Origin of the sequence: Knoellia locipacati (assembly GCF_044791685.1) — a bacterium.
Classification (GTDB): domain Bacteria; phylum Actinomycetota; class Actinomycetes; order Actinomycetales; family Dermatophilaceae; genus Knoellia; species Knoellia locipacati_A.
The window spans coordinates 1,308,873-1,325,362 of the sequence record NZ_CP087730.1 but is presented as its reverse complement, the minus strand read 5'-3'; the positions used below and the strand labels follow the sequence as shown (position 1 = coordinate 1,325,362).

Below are 16,490 nucleotides of genomic sequence, written 5' to 3'. Positions count from 1 at the left end.
GGCTCGGTCCGGTGTGCCGTGACCCACGAAGCTGCACCCCGGACTCACTCCGCCGGAAGGTCGTGCGCGACCGCGTGGTGCGGCTCGTAGAGCATCATGTCGTCGGCGCCCGGCACGGCCATGAAGACCACGACGCCGAACCCACGGTCGACCGGGTCGGTGGTGAACGTCGCACCGCGCGAACGCAGCTCGTCCATCGTCGCGGTGAGGTCGTCGCACATGAGCGAGATCGAGTGGTGCCGGGGCGCGTGGTCGCCGCCCTCACCGCTCGTCGGGTGCACACCGAGCTCGCTGGGGCCGGAGCGGAAGATCGGCCACTCCGGCTCGCCCTCGGCGACCTCGTCACTGGCGGAGGGCCACCGCAGCACCTCGCGGAAGAAGGCCCGCGTCGCCGGGGCGTCGTCCGAGTAGACCAGGGTGTGGACGGCAGTGATCATGCCTCCACGGTAGGCCCGTCCGGCGGTCCCTGGAAGGCCCGTCAGCGTGACGGGGTCAGGTCGTGATGTCGCGGTGCCAGGACTCCGTCCTGTATGCCGTGACCCACCCCATCGAGAGGTAGAGCCCATCCGCGCCGGTCGGGGAGTCGGCGTCGACCTCGAGCCCGACGCGGTTGTGACCGCGCGAGGCCGCATCACGAATCACGGTGTGCAGCAGCGACTTCGCGACGCCACGGCCGCGGGCGAGCCGGTGGACGCCGATGTAGTCGACGTAGCTGCCGAACTCGCCGGAGTCGTCGGGCGGGAGGATCGTCGCGACGAGGGCACCGCCCGGGACGGTCTCGCCGTCGACGTCGACCTCCGCGATCCACCAGTGGTCCCACCGGTGGCCGGGGTCCTCGCGCAGGCGGGACAGGAACTCGGGGAAGGACTCGCGGTAGCTGTTGAAGTGGTCGGCGAAGGACTCCTCGAGCATCCGGTGCACCGTCTGGAGGTCGGCGGCGACGGGCAGGCCGTTGTCGTGCTTGGCGACCCGCCGGATCGTCACCCCCTCGCGGGGCCCGGGAAGGACGCCCTCGCCAGCCTCGTCCGCGGTGACCGGTCGTGACATCTGCAGCCAGGTCCGGGTCTGCCGGTAGCCCGCGGCGGTCAGCCACCTGCGCTGCCGCTCGTCGTCGGCGTAGGCGCCGGAGTCGAGCTGGGTGCCGCCGAGCTCGCGACCGGCCGCAATGACCCGTCCGGCCTCCTCGGCCCACGTGAAGAGCGAGGTCGCGAGGGCCTCCGCGTCGGCGTCGTCCACACCCTCGACGGCCACGGTCACCTCGACGAGGGTTCGCCCACCGGCGCGGTCGTGGACCGTCGACCAGCCGACGATGCGCCCGTCGGCGTCGGTGACGATCGCCTGGTGCCGGGTCCACGAGCCGGTGCCGGCGACGTTGCTCTCGACGACGTCGACGTCCACCGAGCCCGAGCCCTTGGCCATCCGCTGGTGGGCCTCGGCCAGCGACACCAGGGCGGTCACGTCGTCGCGGGAGGGGACGCGCGCGACCCAGCCGGACGGCATACCCGAGAGGTCGGGAAGTCCGGACTGGTGCGGCGCGATCCGGCTCTCGGACAGCGGATCTGGCGTCTGCGACGTCATGCGATGGGTCCTCCGGACTCCACGATCGGGACAAGGTCGGCGATCGAGTCCATCACGGCGGTGGGCCGGTAGGGAAACAGCTCGACGTCGGCCGGTCGGGTGGAGCCGGTGAGGACGAGGACCGTGCGCAGACCCGCCTCGAGGCCGGAGACCATGTCGGTGTCCATCCGGTCGCCGATCATGACGGTCGACTCGGAGTGGGCGTCGAGCCGGTTGAGGGCGCTGCGCATCATGAGCGGGTTGGGCTTGCCGACGAAGTAGGGCTGGCGCCCGGTCGCGGTCGAGATGAGCGCGGCGACCGAGCCCGTGGCGGGCAGCGTGCCCTCGGTCGAGGGACCGCTGACGTCGGGGTTGGTCGCGATGAAGCGGGCGCCCTTCTCGATGAGCCGGATGGCCTGGGTGATCTGCTCGAACGAGTAGGTGCGGGTCTCGCCGAGGACGACGTAGTCGGGCTTGCGGCTCGTGAGGATGTAGCCGACGTCGTGCAGCGCCGTGGTGAGGCCGGCTTCGCCGACGACGTATGCCGTGCCCCCGGGTCGCTGGTCGGCGAGGAACTGCGCGGTCGCCATCGCCGAGGTCCAGATCGACTCCTCGGGGACGTCGATGCCGCTCGCGAGGAGCCGCGCCCGCAGGTCCCTCGCCGTGTAGATCGAGTTGTTGGTGAGGACGAGAAAGGGACGCTGCGCGGTCTTGAGCGCGCCGATGAACTCGGTCGCACCGGGGATCGCGTGCTCCTCGTGGACGAGGACACCGTCCATGTCGGTGAGCCAGGTCTCGATCGGCTGCGGCTCGGTCATCGTGCTGCCTCTGTCATTCCGCCATTGTGGTGCCTACGGTGGAGGCATGGCGCATCCTGACGACACCGACGGCGTGGCACACCGGACCGAGTCCGACACGATGGGTTCCATCGAGGTTCCCGCGGACGCGTACTGGGGCGCGCAGACCCAGCGGAGCATCGAGAACTTCGACATCGGGCGCGACACGTTCATCTGGGGGCGCCCGATGATCCGCGCCCTTGGCATCCTCAAGAAGGCTGCGGCACAGGCGAACGGCGAGCTGGGCGAGCTGCCCTCCGACGTCGCCGACCTCGTCGTGCGCGCGGCCGACGACGTCATCTCCGGCTCGCTCGACGAGCACTTCCCGCTCGTCGTCTTCCAGACCGGCTCGGGCACGCAGTCCAACATGAACGCCAACGAGGTCGTGTCGAACCGCGCCATCGAGCTCGCCGGCGGCGAGCGCGGGTCCAAGACGCCGGTGCACCCCAACGACCACGTCAACCGCGGGCAGTCGAGCAACGACACCTTCCCCACGGCCATGCACATCGCCGTCGTGCTCGAGGTCGTCGAGCGGCTCGAGCCTGCGGTCGCGGAGCTGCGCGAAGTCCTCGACGGCAAGCGGACGGCATACAAGGACGTCGTCATGGTGGGCCGCACCCACCTCCAGGACGCCACGCCCGTGACCCTCGGTCAGGTCTTCGGTGGCTGGGTCGCGCAGCTCGACGACGCGATGCAGGCCCTCTCGTATGCCGTCGAGTCCACTCGCGCTCTCGCGATCGGTGGCACCGCGGTCGGGACCGGCCTCAACGCGCACCCGGACTTCGGCCGGCTCGCCGCCGAGAAGATCGCGGCCGAGACGGGCCAGGCGTTCCGGCAGGCACCGGACCTCTTCGCGGCCCTGTCGGCCCACGACGCGCTCGTCGGCGTCAGCGCCGGGCTGCGCACCCTCGGCGGGGTGCTCATGAAGCTCGCCAACGACGTGCGCTGGTACGCCTCCGGGCCGCGAAACGGGCTGGGCGAGCTGCGGATCCCCGAGAACGAGCCGGGCAGCTCGATCATGCCGGGCAAGGTCAACCCGACCCAGGCCGAGGCGCTGACGATGGTGGCGACGCGGGTCTTCGGCAACGACGCGACGGTGGCCTTCGCCGGGTCGCAGGGCAACTTCCAGCTCAACGTCTACAAGCCGGTCATGGCGCACGCCGTCCTCGAGTCCACGCGGCTGCTCGCCGACGGCTGCCGGTCGTTCACCGCGCACTGCGCCCGGGGGATCGAGCCCAACACCGAGCGGATCGAGGCCAACCTCGCGAGCAACCTCATGCTCGTCACCGCGCTCAACCGGCACATCGGCTACGACAAAGCCGCGGCCATCGCGAAGAACGCGCACAAGCAGGGCCTCAGCCTGCGCGAGTCGGCGTTGGCCTCCGGCGACCTCACGGCGGAGGAGTTCGACGCGTGGGTCGTCCCGGAGGACATGACCCATCCCTGAGGACATGACCCACTCCTGAGGTTCAGCTGCGGCTGTGACGCCCTCGGCCGAGCATGTTGAGGACCGCTTCGGCGCGGGACCGCGCACCGGTGACCTCGAGGATGGCAGCGACGTCGCGAGCCACCGTCCGCTCCGAGATGCCCAGCTGACGCGCGATCGTGGTGTCGGTGCGGCCGAGACAGACGCCACGCGCGACGTCGAGCTGACGCGGGCCCAGTGGTGGCGGCATGCCGTCCGCGAGAGCCGGGGTCGACTCCGCCGACGTCGCATCCCAGAGCTCGACCGCGCCCTCGAGGAACGGACCCGAGGTCGCGATCCACGCGGTGGGGTCACCCTCGGGGGTCCTCGGCCCGTCGAGGACCGCCGCCCGTCGGTCGATGAGGATCATCCAGGTCACGACCGGCCCGAGCCTGACTCCCGGTGACAGCGAGGTGAGCAACGGGTTGAGGCGGAGCGCGCGCGGCGTCGTGATCGTGACGAGGTCGAGGCCCCGGGCGCGCGAGCGTGCGTCGAGCTCGTACGAGTCGTCCTCCGGGCCGAACCTCGGGTGCGGCTGAAGGCTCCACACCGAGCGTCGGGTTCGCCGCTCGAGCTCGACCTTGACGGGTGCGACCGCCGCGTGGCCGACGCCGAGGAGCGCGAGCCCCTGCGGGAGGGCGCGCCCGGGATGGGCCACCTCGTTCATCCGGCCGACGAGCGCGAGGGCCAGGCCGTGCGCGTGGGTCATCCTCGATCCCCCTTCGACGTCACGTGTCTGGCGGACCCTAGCCGGTGGCGCCCACACGGTGCCACGGTGTCAAGAGGTGCGTCGAGAGTTCGCCACGGACTCGACCTCGGGGACGGCGGTGCGCGATCCTGTGCGGGTCGCGGGCAGGAGGGGGTTCCGCGAACGTCCGGCTGCGGGGGCAGCCGGCAGCGGGAGTGGCCTCGTTCCCCACCCGGGGCGGGGCCACTCCCTCACGTGCGCGCTGCCTACCCGCTGACCGTTGCGGTCCGGGTGTCGGTTCGGGCGACGGTCCCGGTCAGGTCCCCCGGTCGCTCCTGCCCGACGACCAGTCGAGCGACCAGCGGATCGCCGGCGGCCGGACCGCCGCGCACACCGGCCCGCCACGGGCGTCGACCAGGGAGAGCCTGCCGGTGAGGGTCGCGTCGTCGGGGGCGTCCATGAGGTCCGCAGGGTCGAGCACCCCGAGCATGAGCTTGGCCTGTCGGGCCATCTCGAAGCCGTCAGACCCCGCGTGGCCCCAGCAGAGGTAGAGGAACCGGTCGCCCCGCGGGCCCTGGACCCACGGGCCGCGCAGGTCGACCCCGGCGGGAGTCAGGACGACGTCGAGCGCCGCCTCGAACGTCATCGACGTCCCGGACACCGCCCGCGGGGAGTCGACGGTCCGGCCGCGCTGCAGCCCGACCAGCACCGCCTGACCACCCAGGACCGGTGGTGGGAGGGGGCTCCCGACGATGCGCACGTCCACGTCGTCATCATCCCTCGGATCACCCCGGGCCGTGACGGACCCGCGCACTAGGTTGAGCGCCATGGACTTCACCGCTCCCTCTCCCCATGCCGGCATGGGCGCCACGCTGGTCGACGGCGGGGTGACGTTCCGGGTGTGGGCGCCGCACGCCCGTCACGTCTGGGTCATCGGCGACTTCAACGGGTGGGACAGCGGCAACAACCCGCAGCTCGAGAGTGACGGCGACGGTGGAGCCGGCACGTGGTCGGTCCACGTTCCCGGGGTCCACGCGGGTCAGGAGTACCAGTTCCAGGTCGACACCGGCTCGGAGGTCGTCTGGCGGGCCGACCCCTATGCCCGCCAGATGACGAGCTCGGTCGGCAACTGCGTCGTCTACGACCCCGCCGCGTTCGACTGGGGGGACAACGGCTTCCAGATGCCGTCGTGGGACGACGTGGTCGTCTACGAGCTGCACATTGGCACGTTCGGCGGGCACGGGGGCTCCCGCGGGAGCTTCGAGACGGCGATCCATCGCCTCGACCACCTGCGCGAGCTGGGTGTCTCCGTCATTCAGGTCATGCCGCCCTTCGAGTACGCCGGTGACATCTCGTGGGGCTACAACCCCAGCCACGTCTTCGCGGTCGAGTCGACCTACGGCGGGCCAGACGCCTTCAAGGGGTTCATCAAGGCGGCTCACGACCACGGCATGGCCGTCATCGTCGACGTCGTGCACAACCACATCGGCCCTTCCGACCTCGACCTGTGGCGCTTCGACGGCTGGTACGAGAACGACGGTGGGGGCATCTACTTCTACAACGACCACCGGGCGCAGACCCCGTGGGGCGCGACCCGCCCCGACTACGGCCGACCCGAGGTGCGCAGCTTCCTGCGCGACAGCGCGCTGCTCTGGCTCGAGGAGTTCCGGTGCGACGGGCTGCGGTTCGACGCCACGGGATTCATCCGCTCGATCCACGGCGGCACCTGGGACGAGGGCTCGGTCATCGAGGACGGCAACAGCTACCTTTCTTGGCTCACGGCCGAGATCCGTGCCCGCCAGCCGTGGAAGCTCCTCATCGCCGAGGACCTCCAGGACGACCCGGCGGTCACCGCACCCACCGACCGGGGCGGCCTCGGCTTCCACGCCCAGTGGGACGCGGGCTTCGTCCATCCGGTGCGCAAGGCGCTCACCGAGCTGAGCGACGAGCACCGGGACATGGAGGCGGTGGCCCACGCGATCATGGGCGACGGCCGAGGCCCCGCGGGCAGCCGCGTCGTCTACACCGAGTCACACGACGAGGTCGCCAACGGCAAGACCCGGCTGCCGGAGGCGGTCGCACCGGGGGACGCCGACTCCTGGGCGGCGAAGAAGCGGGCAGCGCTTGGGTTCGTGACGGTGATGTGCTCACCCGGCATACCCATGCTCTTCCAGGGACAGGAGTTCCTCGAGGACCGATGGTTCGACGACTCGGTCGCGCTCGACTGGGGCAAGTCCGACCTGCACGAAGGCATCGTCGCGCTGCACCGGGACCTCATCCACCTGCGCCGCAACGCCGACCACGTCAGCCGTGGACTGCGGGGTGCGGGGGCCAACCTCCTGCGGGTGGACAACGAGGACAAGCTCATCGCGGTCCACCGATGGGCCGAGGGGGGCGTCCACGACGACACCGTCGTCGTGCTCAACTTCTCGACCCAGGTGCACGACGAGCTGCCGGTCGGCCTGCCTGCCCCGGGTGAGTGGAAGGTGCGCTTCAACTCGGACTCCCCGCTCTACGCGCCGGAGTTCGGTGGCGTCGACGCGTTCGACGTCGAGGCCGACGGCCCGGCGATGGACGGGTGCGAGCAGAGCGCCGTGCTCACCCTGGGTCCCTACAGCGCGGTCGTGCTCACCCGCGAGGCCTGAAGCGGGGCGTGGGGCGGGTGGTCAGCCGGTCGTGTGGCGGTCGGCGACGTCGAGCGCGGCGTCGAGCATCTCGAGGCCGGCACGCATCTCGGCCGCCGTCGTCGTGCACGGCGGCACGACGTGCGTGCGGTTGAAGTGTATGAACGGCCACAGCCCGTTCTCCTTGCACGCGGCCGCGAACGCCCCCATCGGCGCCGCCGCGGCCCCCGAGGCGTTGAACGGGACCAACGGCTCCCGGGTCCGACGGTCGCGAACGAGCTCCACGGCATACATGAATCCGACGCCACGGACCTCGCCCACGGAGGGGTGCCGGTCCGCGATGGCCTCGAGGCCGGGGCGCAGCACGGTCTCCTCGACGCCGCGGACGTGCTCGAGGATGCCCTCCTCCTTGAAGATGCCGATGGAGGCGACGGCGGAGGCGCAGGCGAGCGGGTGGCCCGAGTAGGTCAGGCCACCGGGGTAGGGCCGGTCGGCGAACGTCGCCGCGATGTCGGCCGAGATGACGACCCCGCCTAGCGGGACGTAGCCGGAGTTCACGCCCTTGGCGAAGCAGATGAGGTCCGGCGTCACGCCCCACCGGTCGACCGCGAACCACTCGCCGCAGCGGCCGAAGCCGGCCATGACCTCGTCGGTGATGAAGACGATGCCGTGCTCGTCGCAGATCTCGCGCACCCCGGCGAGGTAGCCCGCGGGTGGCACGAGGACGCCGTTGGTGCCGACAACGGTCTCGAGCATCACCGCCGCGATGGTGGCGGGACCCTCGACCATCACCGTGTCGCGCAGGTGCTGCAGGGCGCGGTCGCACTCCTCGTCCTCGGTCGTGGCGTGGAAGGCGGAGCGGTAGAGGTAGGGCCCCCAGAAGTGGACGATTCCGGGCACCGACGGCTCGGAGGCCCAGCGCCGCGGCTCGCCGGTCGCGGCGATCGCACCGGCCGTCGCCCCGTGGTAGCTGCGGTAGGTCGTGAGGACCTTCTGGCGTCCGGTGTGCAGGCGCGCCATGCGCATGGCGTTCTCGGTCGCCTCCGCGCCTCCGTTGGTGAAGAAGACCGAGTCGAGGTCACCGGGTGCGAGCTCGGCGATGAGCCGCGCGGCCTCGGAGCGGACGTCGTTGGCGAAGGCCGGCGAGACGGTGAGCAGCCGGCCCGCCTGCTCTTGGATGGCCGCCACGAGCTTGGGGTGCTGGTAGCCGATGTTGACGTTGACGAGCTGGCTCGAGAAGTCGAGGTAGCGGCTGCCGTCGGCGAGCTCGAAGTGCGACCCCTGGGCGCTGACCACCTCCGCCGGCGAGATCTGGCCCTGCGCGGACCACGAGTGGAAGACGTGCTTGCGGTCGGATTCGGTCGTCGAGGCGGGGGTCGTCGTCGTCACCCTTGTCAGCATATGGGCGCACGGATCGCGACGCGTCGAGGCTCACATGTTCAGAGACTGTTCAACCACCCGATTTTTTCGCTAGGGTTTGACGCAGCCGGGCGCGCGTCGTGAACTCCCTGTACCGACGCGCGCCCGTGGCGTGTCCCGGCCCGAAAGCGTGTATGCCGGCCCACGCAGAGCGTGGGACCCGCGCCCCCGCGGATGATCCGCGCGGCCGGCGGTGTTGACCCCCTCGAAGAACAGTCGACCAGACACCCCTGACACCCCACTCCTGAGGAGATTCCTGCATGGCAACCGTCGAGCTGACCGCCGAGACCTTCGAGAAGACCGTGACGGGCAACGGCATCGTCCTCGTCGACTTCTGGGCCGAGTGGTGTGGCCCGTGCAAGCGCTTCGCACCCGTGTTCGAGGAGGCGTCCGAGAAGCACCCCGACGTCACCTTTGGCAAGATCGACACCGAGGCCGAGCAGCAGCTCGCCGCCGCGGCCCAGATCACCTCGATCCCGACGCTCATGGCCTTCCGCGACTCGATCCTCGTCTTCTCGCAGCCCGGCGCCCTTCCCGCCCCGGCGCTCGAGGGGATCATCGAGCAGATCAAGGGCCTCGACATGGAGGACGTGCGCGCCCAGCTCGCCGCAGCCCAGAACGGCGACGCCGCCCAGGCCTGACGCCACGGCCTGACCGAGGCGCCACGCCGACCCGTTCCGGTCGGCGCCCCACGGATCCCCGCCCGAGCCCCGGCTCCGGCGGGGATCTGTCCGTCGTCGCTGCTTGGATGGCGAGATGGCACCTTCCTACGTCGCGCTCGGAGACTCGTATGCCGCCGGCGTCGGGGGAGGTGCCGGGCAGGGCGCGTGCTGGCGCGCGGCCGAGGGCTACCCCGTCCAGGTCGCGCGGACGCTCGGGGTCGACCTGGCCTACCAGGCGTGCCTCGGCGCCACCATCCGTGACGTCGAGCGCACCCAGTTGGCGGCGCTGGGACCCGAGACCTCACACGTCTCGCTCACCGTCGGCGGCAACGACATCGGCTTCGTCCCGGTGCTGATCGAGTGCGCCAAGCCGGCGTGGATGGTCGACAGCAACCCCGTCATTGACCGGGCGCTCGAGCTGTTGCGGACCGACCTGCCCGCGCGCCTCAGCGGTCTGCTGGGCCGGATCAGGAGCGGTGCGCCGACCGCGGAGCTGGTGCTCACGGCATACCCCGTGTTGTTCAACGGCACGGACTGCAACGCCCTGACCTTCTTCAGCCCCCACGAGATGGATCGGCTCGAGACCGGGGTGGGCGAGCTGGCCGAGGTCGTCGGCTCGGCGGCGGGCGCGGCCGGGGCGCGGTTCGTCGACCCCCGAGGGGACTTCGACGGGCACGCGGTCTGCGACGAGCAGGAGTGGCTCAACGGCGTGGCCTGGCCGCTCGAGGAGTCCTACCACCCCAACGCCGAGGGCCACGCCGCCTACGCGCGGCTCGTCGTGGCGGCGTTCGGTGGCGAGGAGTCGGCGACGCCGCCGCGGGAGGTGCGGATCGTGCACGGCCCGGACTCCCGCGGGGAGGCGCCGACCTTCAGCCTCCCTGACCTGCTGTCGCACGAGAGTCTCGACGGGGCCCGCCGCCACGGGCTCGACCCGGAGCACGTGGCCGACCTCGCCCGCCGGGCCGAGAACACGGCCCGAGGGGAGGACGCCGAGGCTGCGCGGGCTGAGCTCCACGCGCTCGACCGGCTCGTCCGGGAGCGCCTGGGCGGTTGAGTCGGCGCAGATGAGTCAGCGCCGAACCGTGGCACGGTCCAGCGCTGTCGTCGTGCGCCCGTCCGGGCGCGGGTGGTGCGGGCTGCGTCAGTCGCGCAGCAGTGGTGCAGTCCTGCTCAGATCGAGCGGGTGTGATGCTGCCACTGCGAGGCGACCATGAGCTCGTGGTTCGCGCGGGTGGAGTCCATGTCGACCGTGGTCGACCAGCCGGAGCTGCCCGGACGCCGGAAGTTGCGGAGGCGCTCGGCGATGCGGTGGGCGGAGGGGAAGGTCTGGGTGCGGGGGATCATGACTGCAATGATCCGCGCTTCAACTGCTTAGCACAACGTGACTTTGCTTAGGGGTTCTTAAGCAACACTGTAGAGTTGGACCATGCTCGACCCGCACCGCCTCAGGGTGTTCCGCGCCGTCGTCGGCAGCGGCTCCGTGCAGGCTGCCGCCGACAACCTCGGGCTGACCTCGAGTGCGGTGAGCCAGCACCTCAGCGCCCTCGCCCGCGAGACCGGGCTCGTCCTCTTCCAACGCCAGGGTCGAGGCATCGCCGCCACGCCGGCGGGCCTCGAGCTCGCCGCGCAGAGCGAGGAGGCGATGCGCCAGTGGGACCGCCTGGACTCGGTCGTCACGGACCTGCGCGACGGTCGCAGCGGGCGCCTCACGATCGGCTACTTCGCCTCGGCCGGCGCGGCGTGGATGCCTGCGCTGGTCAAGCGGCTCACCTCCGAGCAGCCCGACCTCACGGTCGACCTCGTCCTCACCGAGGTGACGAGCCGCAACGTCACGCCGGACATCGACGTCGTCATCGACCCGCCCGACGGTGGCGGGCGCTCGGGCTACCGGCAGGTGCCCTTGGCGAGCGACCCCTTCGTCGCCGTCGTCCCGAGCGACCACGAGCTGGCCGGCGCGCGCAGCGTGGCCCTGGCCGACCTGCGCGGCGAGACCTGGGTGTCCAACGACCTCGCCGGGAGCCTCGGCCACCGCATCATCGTCTCGGCCTGTGCCGCGGCGGGGTTCACGCCGCGGTTCACGGTGCAGGCGCAGGAGCACTACTCGGCGATCCAGTTCGTCGCCGCCGGGGTGGGCATCTCCGTCATGCCCCGGCTGGCGGCGCGGGCGCTGCCCCCGGAGGTGGTCCGGGTGCGGATCACCGATCCGACCCCGGTGCGAGAGATCTCGGCGCTGGTGCGCGAGACCGGCCGCCCCAACCCCGCGGCCGAGCGGCTGCTCGAGATGCTCCTCGAGCTCAACACCCACCCGGCCCGGAGAGGTCGCCCCGGCCCGGGCTGACCCGGCATCGCTGTCGCCCTCGCGCCGGCCGTCAGCTCGGTCGCTCGTCAGGGCGCGGCAGGTGAACCGTGCGGAGGTGTGAGCAGCCGCGTCTCGACCACCGCCGAGGGGTTGATCGGCCCGTAGACGTGGGGGAACGTCTCACCGGTCTCGGGGTTGCCGACCTCGCGCACGAGGCGTGACTCGAGCAGCTCGGGGTCGATGGTGAGGAGCACGAGGTCGTGCGGCACGTCCGCATAGAACGTCGTCATCACGAACTCGAGCTGGGCCGGGTCGCAGCAGTGGATGAAGCCCTCGTCCTCGAGCGACCGGCCCAGCGTCGACTCCGTGAACGCGCCCTCGGCAACGGCGCGCTCCCAGGTCTCGGGGGCGGTGACGTGGTGGATGCGGCCGTCGCCGATGACGCTCACGTCCGGTCCGCCTGCTCGACAGTCATGGCTCCCAACCTACGCCGCGACATACGCTCGCCCGCATGACGATCCGTGAGGCCACGCCCGACGACGTCCCCGCGATCCTCCGGCTCGTCCGCGCGCTCGCGACGTACGAGAAGGAGCCGGACGCGGTCGAGGCGACGGAGGAGCACTTTCGCTCGGCGCTCTTCCCCACCGAGGGCACGCCCACGACCTTCGCCCATGTGGCCGAGGCCGACGGCGAGGTCGTGGGGATGGCGGTCTGGTACCTCACCTTCTCGACGTGGACCGGCGTCAACGGCATCTGGCTCGAGGACCTCTTCGTCGAGCCGGGACACCGGGGGAGCGGCCTCGGGCGCGAGCTCCTGGCAACCCTCGCGCGCACCTGCATCGAGCGTGGCTACCGGCGGCTCGAGTGGTGGGTGCTCGACTGGAACGAGCCCTCGATCGGCTTCTACAAGAGCCTCGACGCGGTCCCGCAGGACGAGTGGACCGTGTTCCGGATGGACGGCGACGCGCTCACCTCGCTCGGCACCTGACCGGCCGTCGTGGCCGCCTCCGCGAGGGCGAGGTATGCCGTGAGCTCGGCCGGACGGCATACGCAGCGGTTTCGCAGCGGCTCGCAGCGCGTCCGCAGCGGGCGTCCCTAGCGTCCCGGACGGGTCGCCGACCGGCGGTCCACGCCACGTCAGGAGGGAAGCCCATGACCACCATCGACCGCCGCGAGCTCGTCCGCGGAGCCTTCGCCACCTCGTTCCTCGGACTCGCCGGGGCCGCTGTCGCCATGCCGAGCCAGGCGATGGCCGCGCCCAACGTCTCGCGCGACACCGTCATCGACCGGGCGTGGTTCTGGATGAACAACAATGTCCAGTACGACCAGCAGGGGACCTACCCCGCTCCCGGCGGGGTGCGCTACCGCACCGACTGCTCCGGGTTCGTCTCCATGTGCCTCATGCTGCCGGCGCCCGGACCCAGCACGAGCTACCTCAACGACTACAGCTCGGGCATCAGCAAGGCGAACCTCAAGAAGGGCGACTTCCTCAACCTGCCCGGCGTGCACTGCGTCCTCTTCCAGCGCTGGACCAACGACGCCCACACGCGCTTCATGCTCTTCGAGCAGTCCAACCCGACGTCGGACATGAACCACCGCGAGGCCGCGCTGAGCGACTACTCGTCCTACGGTGCCCGCCGCGCCCACAACATCATCGACTGACGACGAGGCAGGTATGCCGGTCGCTCTCGTCGAGCGGCCGGCACACCTGTGTCCGAGGTCAGGGCCAGATCGAGGCGACCCACTCGGGGTGGTCGATGAACGGGTTGCGGTTGCCCTGCCACTGCGCGTGGATGCGGTCGTTGCGCCGCTTCTCGAACGCGTCCGGCGGGTCGCCCGCGCTCCACGTCTTGAGGGTCGTCAGCTTGCCGACGTAGGGCGTGGACCCGTTGCCCGCCACGTTGTTGGGCTCGAGGTTGGCGAACCCGTCGCCGCCCTCGTAGCGGATCGCCATGTAGAGGATCATCCGGGCGACGTCGCCCTTCACGGCGTCACGCGGCTCGAACGAGTCGCCGTCGCGCCAGCAGTCCGAGCACTGGTGGACGGCCGATCCACCGTTGTCGAAGTCGAGGTTGCCGCGGTCGGAGTTCACCGTGACGTCCTCGGGGCGGAGGTGGTGCACGTCGGTGCCGGGGCCGGGCGTCGTGCCGAACCCGCCGTGGCTCTGCGGCCACACGTGCTCGCGGTTCCACTGGTCGGGGTCGCCACCGTTGCTGGTCTTGGAGATCGAGCGGCCCGAGTAGACCTCGATGACGTTGGCCGAGTTGTTCGGGTCCTGGTCGGTGTCCTTGAGGGCGGTCCACACCTCGTCGTAGGTGAGCACGCTTTGGTCGCTGATGATCGTGTGCAGGGCGCTGCGCAGGGCCGAGCCCGACTTGCCGAGCGCGGCGGCGTAGTAGGTGTCGGTGCCGCCCGTCGAGGTGGGAGTGGGGGTCGGGGTGAGCGTGGCCGTGCTCGTCGGGGTCGGGGTGCTGCCCACCGACGAGATCGCCGTCGGCGACTTGAGGCCGGCGTGCGAGAAGTACGCCGTGAGCGGCCCGGTGACGTCGACGAGGCGACCCATGAGCGACGGGTTCGACTTCAGGCCCCACGCGCTCCGCCACTGCGTCGTCAGCTGGACGTAGAGCATCCGGCTCGTGTCGGTCTGTCCGGCGGTGTCGGCGAGCGCGATGGCGTAGTCGCCGGTGAAGGCGCTGCGGTTGACCGTCGTCGTCGCGACGGGCTCGCCGACGACGTAGCCGCGGACGGTCTGGGACGTGCCGTTCTGGGTGGCGATCGCCTGGCTGACGGTGAGCGGGGTTGCGGCGACGGCGGTGCGCGCCGTGATCGCGGTGAGTGCGAGCGCACTGATGAGGACGACCAGGAGCAGTGAGGCCAGGGCGATGGCGCGGGTCCCGGCGACCCCGTTGCGTCCGCCAAGGTGGGGCCCTGGCCCCCGACTTGGCGGACGCAAGGGGTTGGACCGGAGGGGCGCGGTGGCGGGCATGGCGCTCAGCCTGCACGCGGCATACGCAGCAGTGGGCAAAGCGCAGGTGCGGAGTCGGCAAGGGTTCGGCAAAAGGCGCCCTCGTTTCGGGGTGGGACCCCGAGGCTCGTCAGGGTCGGCCAAGGGGCTGGTCGGGTGCCGTCCCCGATGTGCGCGCAGGGGCCCCGGCGCGAGGGTTGCGGTCATGATCACCATCGACTCACTGACCAGGAAGTACGGCGACCACGTCGCCGTCGACGACGTCTCCTTCACCGCCCGCCCGGGCCGGGTCACCGGCTTCCTCGGGCCCAACGGCGCCGGGAAGTCCACGACGATGCGCGTGATGGTCGGGCTCACCCCGCCCACCAGCGGGTCGGCCACCATCGAGGGCAAGCGCTTCGTCGACCTGCCCAACCCGGGTCTCGAGGTCGGCGTCCTGCTCGACGCCTCGGCCCAGCACGCCGGGCGCACGGGCCGCGAGATCCTCACCGTCGCAGCGATGACGATGGGTCTGCCCATGTCCCGCGTCGACGAGATGCTCGAGCGGGTGAGCCTCACCCCGACCGAGGCCGGCCGGCGAGTGCGCCACTACTCGCTCGGAATGCGCCAGCGACTCGGCATCGCCACCGCCCTCATCGGGGACCCCCACGTCCTCATCCTCGACGAGCCGGCCAACGGCCTCGACCCTGCCGGCATCCGGTGGATGCGCGACCTCCTGCGGGGCTATGCCAATGCCGGAGGCACCGTCCTGCTGTCCTCCCACCTGCTGCACGAGATCGAGGTCATCGCCGACGACATCGTCGTCATCGGCAACGGCCGCATCGTCGCCCAGGGCACCAAGGACGAGCTCCTCGCGGCCGCCGGCACCGTCGTGCGCACGCCGGACCGTGTCGAGCTCGCCGACGCCCTCACCCGTGAGGGCGTGGAGTTCACGTCGTCGCCGGACGGTGCCCTGCGCACCGTGGCCGATCCCGCGCTCGTCGGCCAGATCGCCCGGGCCGCCGGGTGCGCACTCACCGAGCTCAAGTCCGCGGACGGCGCGGGCCTCGAGGAGATGTTCCTCGAGCTCACCGCCGACACCCAGCGAGAAGGAGTAGCAGCATGACCGCCACGACCGCCACGACCGCCACCACAGCAACGACCCTGGCCACGCCCGAAGAAGGCACCAGCCACACTGCCGCGCAACCGCGCCGAGCCTCCGCCCCGATCCCGACCATCCGACTGTTGAAGGTCGAGCTGCGCAAGATGTTCAACACCCGCTCCGGCATGTGGCTGATGTGCGGCATCGGCATCCTTGCCGTCCTCGCCACCGGCTCCGTCATGGTCTTCGGTGGGGATGCGGACCTGACCTACGACAACTTCGGTGCCGCGATCGGCTTCCCGATGGTGATCATCCTCCCGATCATCGCCACCCTGTCCGTGACCAGCGAGTGGAGCCAGCGCAGCGGCCTCACGACCTTCACGCTCGTGCCGCACCGTGGTCGGGTCATCACCGCCAAGCTCGTCGTGACGGTCGCTCTCGGCGTTGTCGCCATGGGCGTCGCCCTGGCGATCGGTGCCCTGGGCAACCTCGTCGGAGCCTCGATCGCGGGCATCGAGCCCGTGTGGAACCTCTCGATCGGCCAAGCACTCACGATCACCCTCGCCACCGTCCTCAGCATGCTGATCGGCTTCATGCTGGGCGTGCTCATCCGCAACTCGCCGGGCGCCATCGTGGGCTACTTCATCTACAACTTCGTCCTCACACCGCTCTCCATGCTGCTGGCCGAAAGCCAGTCATGGTGGCGGGACCTGCAGCCGTGGATGGACTTCAACTTCACCCAGGGCACCCTCTTCGAGGGGAACCTGACGGGTGAGCAGTGGACCCAGCTGGGCGTCACCGGACTGTTCTGGCTGGCCATCCCGCTCGCGGTCGGGCTGTTCCTCGTCCGTCGCTCCGAGGTCAAGTAGCACCGCGCGCCTGGACCTCTTGCCC

The 16,490-nt window shown here is 70.8% G+C and carries 18 protein-coding genes; 9 read left to right on the top strand and 9 right to left on the bottom strand.

Going from position 1 to position 16,490, the window contains the following annotated elements:
• Window positions 1–44 precede the first annotated feature (44 nt).
• Genes LL946_RS06225 through LL946_RS06215 form a run of 3 tightly spaced genes read right to left on the bottom strand, consistent with a single transcriptional unit; the run spans window position 45 to window position 2,375 of the window.
• Entirely contained in the window at window positions 45–437 is a 393-nt protein-coding gene (locus LL946_RS06225) for a VOC family protein (RefSeq protein ID WP_404385868.1), read from the bottom strand.
• Between the two features lie 55 nt (window positions 438–492).
• On the bottom strand, window positions 493–1,578 hold the full coding sequence (locus tag LL946_RS06220) for a GNAT family N-acetyltransferase (RefSeq protein WP_404385866.1): 1,086 nt from the start codon (window positions 1,576–1,578) through the stop codon (window positions 493–495).
• A complete protein-coding gene (locus LL946_RS06215; RefSeq protein ID WP_404385864.1) occupies window positions 1,575–2,375 on the bottom strand; it encodes an HAD-IIA family hydrolase in 801 nt (266 codons plus the stop codon). The genes LL946_RS06220 and LL946_RS06215 overlap by 4 nt, the downstream gene beginning before the upstream one ends.
• A 46-nt stretch (window positions 2,376–2,421) precedes the next feature.
• On the opposite strand from LL946_RS06215, the gene fumC reads away from it, so the two are divergent.
• On the top strand, window positions 2,422–3,840 hold the full coding sequence (fumC, locus tag LL946_RS06210; protein WP_404385862.1) for a class II fumarate hydratase: 1,419 nt from the start codon (window positions 2,422–2,424) through the stop codon (window positions 3,838–3,840).
• Window positions 3,841–3,862: 22 nt separating this feature from the next.
• Here fumC and LL946_RS06205 read toward each other — a convergent pair whose 3' ends face one another.
• Both LL946_RS06205 and LL946_RS06200 read right to left on the bottom strand, forming a co-directional pair.
• Window positions 3,863–4,567: a response regulator transcription factor gene (locus LL946_RS06205; RefSeq protein WP_404385860.1), complete on the bottom strand. Its 705-nt coding sequence runs from the start codon at window positions 4,565–4,567 to the stop codon at window positions 3,863–3,865.
• Between the two features lie 295 nt (window positions 4,568–4,862).
• Window positions 4,863–5,312: a DUF5990 family protein gene (locus LL946_RS06200; protein ID WP_404385858.1), complete on the bottom strand. Its 450-nt coding sequence runs from the start codon at window positions 5,310–5,312 to the stop codon at window positions 4,863–4,865.
• Between the two features lie 61 nt (window positions 5,313–5,373).
• On the opposite strand from LL946_RS06200, the gene LL946_RS06195 reads away from it, so the two are divergent.
• Window positions 5,374–7,191, top strand: a complete 1,818-nt coding sequence (locus LL946_RS06195) for an alpha-amylase family glycosyl hydrolase (RefSeq protein ID WP_404385856.1) — start codon at window positions 5,374–5,376, stop codon at window positions 7,189–7,191.
• Window positions 7,192–7,212: 21 nt separating this feature from the next.
• On the opposite strand, the gene LL946_RS06190 is transcribed toward LL946_RS06195, so the two are convergent.
• Complete coding sequence (locus LL946_RS06190) at window positions 7,213–8,571, bottom strand: aspartate aminotransferase family protein (RefSeq protein WP_404385854.1); 1,359 nt, start codon at window positions 8,569–8,571, stop codon at window positions 7,213–7,215.
• Window positions 8,572–8,849: 278 nt separating this feature from the next.
• On the opposite strand from LL946_RS06190, the gene trxA reads away from it, so the two are divergent.
• Window positions 8,850–9,230, top strand: a complete 381-nt coding sequence (gene trxA, locus LL946_RS06185; RefSeq protein WP_404385852.1) for a thioredoxin — start codon at window positions 8,850–8,852, stop codon at window positions 9,228–9,230.
• A gap of 115 nt (window positions 9,231–9,345) precedes the next feature.
• On the top strand, window positions 9,346–10,305 hold the full coding sequence (locus tag LL946_RS06180; RefSeq protein WP_404385850.1) for an SGNH/GDSL hydrolase family protein: 960 nt from the start codon (window positions 9,346–9,348) through the stop codon (window positions 10,303–10,305).
• A gap of 116 nt (window positions 10,306–10,421) precedes the next feature.
• On the opposite strand, the gene LL946_RS06175 is transcribed toward LL946_RS06180, so the two are convergent.
• Window positions 10,422–10,595 carry a hypothetical protein gene (locus LL946_RS06175; protein WP_404385848.1) on the bottom strand — a complete coding sequence of 58 codons (174 nt, stop codon included), beginning with the start codon at window positions 10,593–10,595 and terminating at the stop codon, window positions 10,422–10,424.
• 82 nt (window positions 10,596–10,677) lie between these two features.
• Here LL946_RS06175 and LL946_RS06170 point away from each other — a divergent pair, with 82 nt between their 5' ends.
• Window positions 10,678–11,589, top strand: coding sequence for a LysR family transcriptional regulator (locus LL946_RS06170; RefSeq protein ID WP_404385846.1), 912 nt, complete (start codon window positions 10,678–10,680; stop codon window positions 11,587–11,589).
• A 47-nt stretch (window positions 11,590–11,636) separates the two neighbouring features.
• Here the strand turns inward: LL946_RS06170 and LL946_RS06165 are convergent, their stop codons facing one another.
• A complete protein-coding gene (locus LL946_RS06165; RefSeq protein ID WP_404385844.1) occupies window positions 11,637–11,999 on the bottom strand; it encodes a DUF952 domain-containing protein in 363 nt (120 codons plus the stop codon).
• A gap of 62 nt (window positions 12,000–12,061) precedes the next feature.
• On the opposite strand from LL946_RS06165, the gene LL946_RS06160 reads away from it, so the two are divergent.
• Together LL946_RS06160 and LL946_RS06155 are read left to right on the top strand one after the other, a co-directional pair.
• Window positions 12,062–12,538: a GNAT family N-acetyltransferase gene (locus LL946_RS06160; RefSeq protein ID WP_404385842.1), complete on the top strand. Its 477-nt coding sequence runs from the start codon at window positions 12,062–12,064 to the stop codon at window positions 12,536–12,538.
• 164 nt (window positions 12,539–12,702) lie between these two features.
• Window positions 12,703–13,212, top strand: a complete 510-nt coding sequence (locus tag LL946_RS06155; RefSeq protein ID WP_404385840.1) for a hypothetical protein — start codon at window positions 12,703–12,705, stop codon at window positions 13,210–13,212.
• Window positions 13,213–13,270: 58 nt separating this feature from the next.
• On the opposite strand, the gene LL946_RS06150 is transcribed toward LL946_RS06155, so the two are convergent.
• A complete protein-coding gene (locus tag LL946_RS06150; RefSeq protein WP_404385838.1) occupies window positions 13,271–14,536 on the bottom strand; it encodes an endonuclease in 1,266 nt (421 codons plus the stop codon).
• A gap of 184 nt (window positions 14,537–14,720) precedes the next feature.
• Here LL946_RS06150 and LL946_RS06145 point away from each other — a divergent pair, with 184 nt between their 5' ends.
• On the top strand, window positions 14,721–15,620 hold the full coding sequence (locus LL946_RS06145; protein ID WP_404385836.1) for an ABC transporter ATP-binding protein: 900 nt from the start codon (window positions 14,721–14,723) through the stop codon (window positions 15,618–15,620).
• Window positions 15,617–16,465 carry an ABC transporter permease gene (locus tag LL946_RS06140; protein ID WP_404385834.1) on the top strand — a complete coding sequence of 283 codons (849 nt, stop codon included), beginning with the start codon at window positions 15,617–15,619 and terminating at the stop codon, window positions 16,463–16,465. Before LL946_RS06145 ends, LL946_RS06140 begins: the two co-directional genes overlap by 4 nt.
• The last annotated feature ends 25 nt before the right edge of the window (window positions 16,466–16,490 follow it).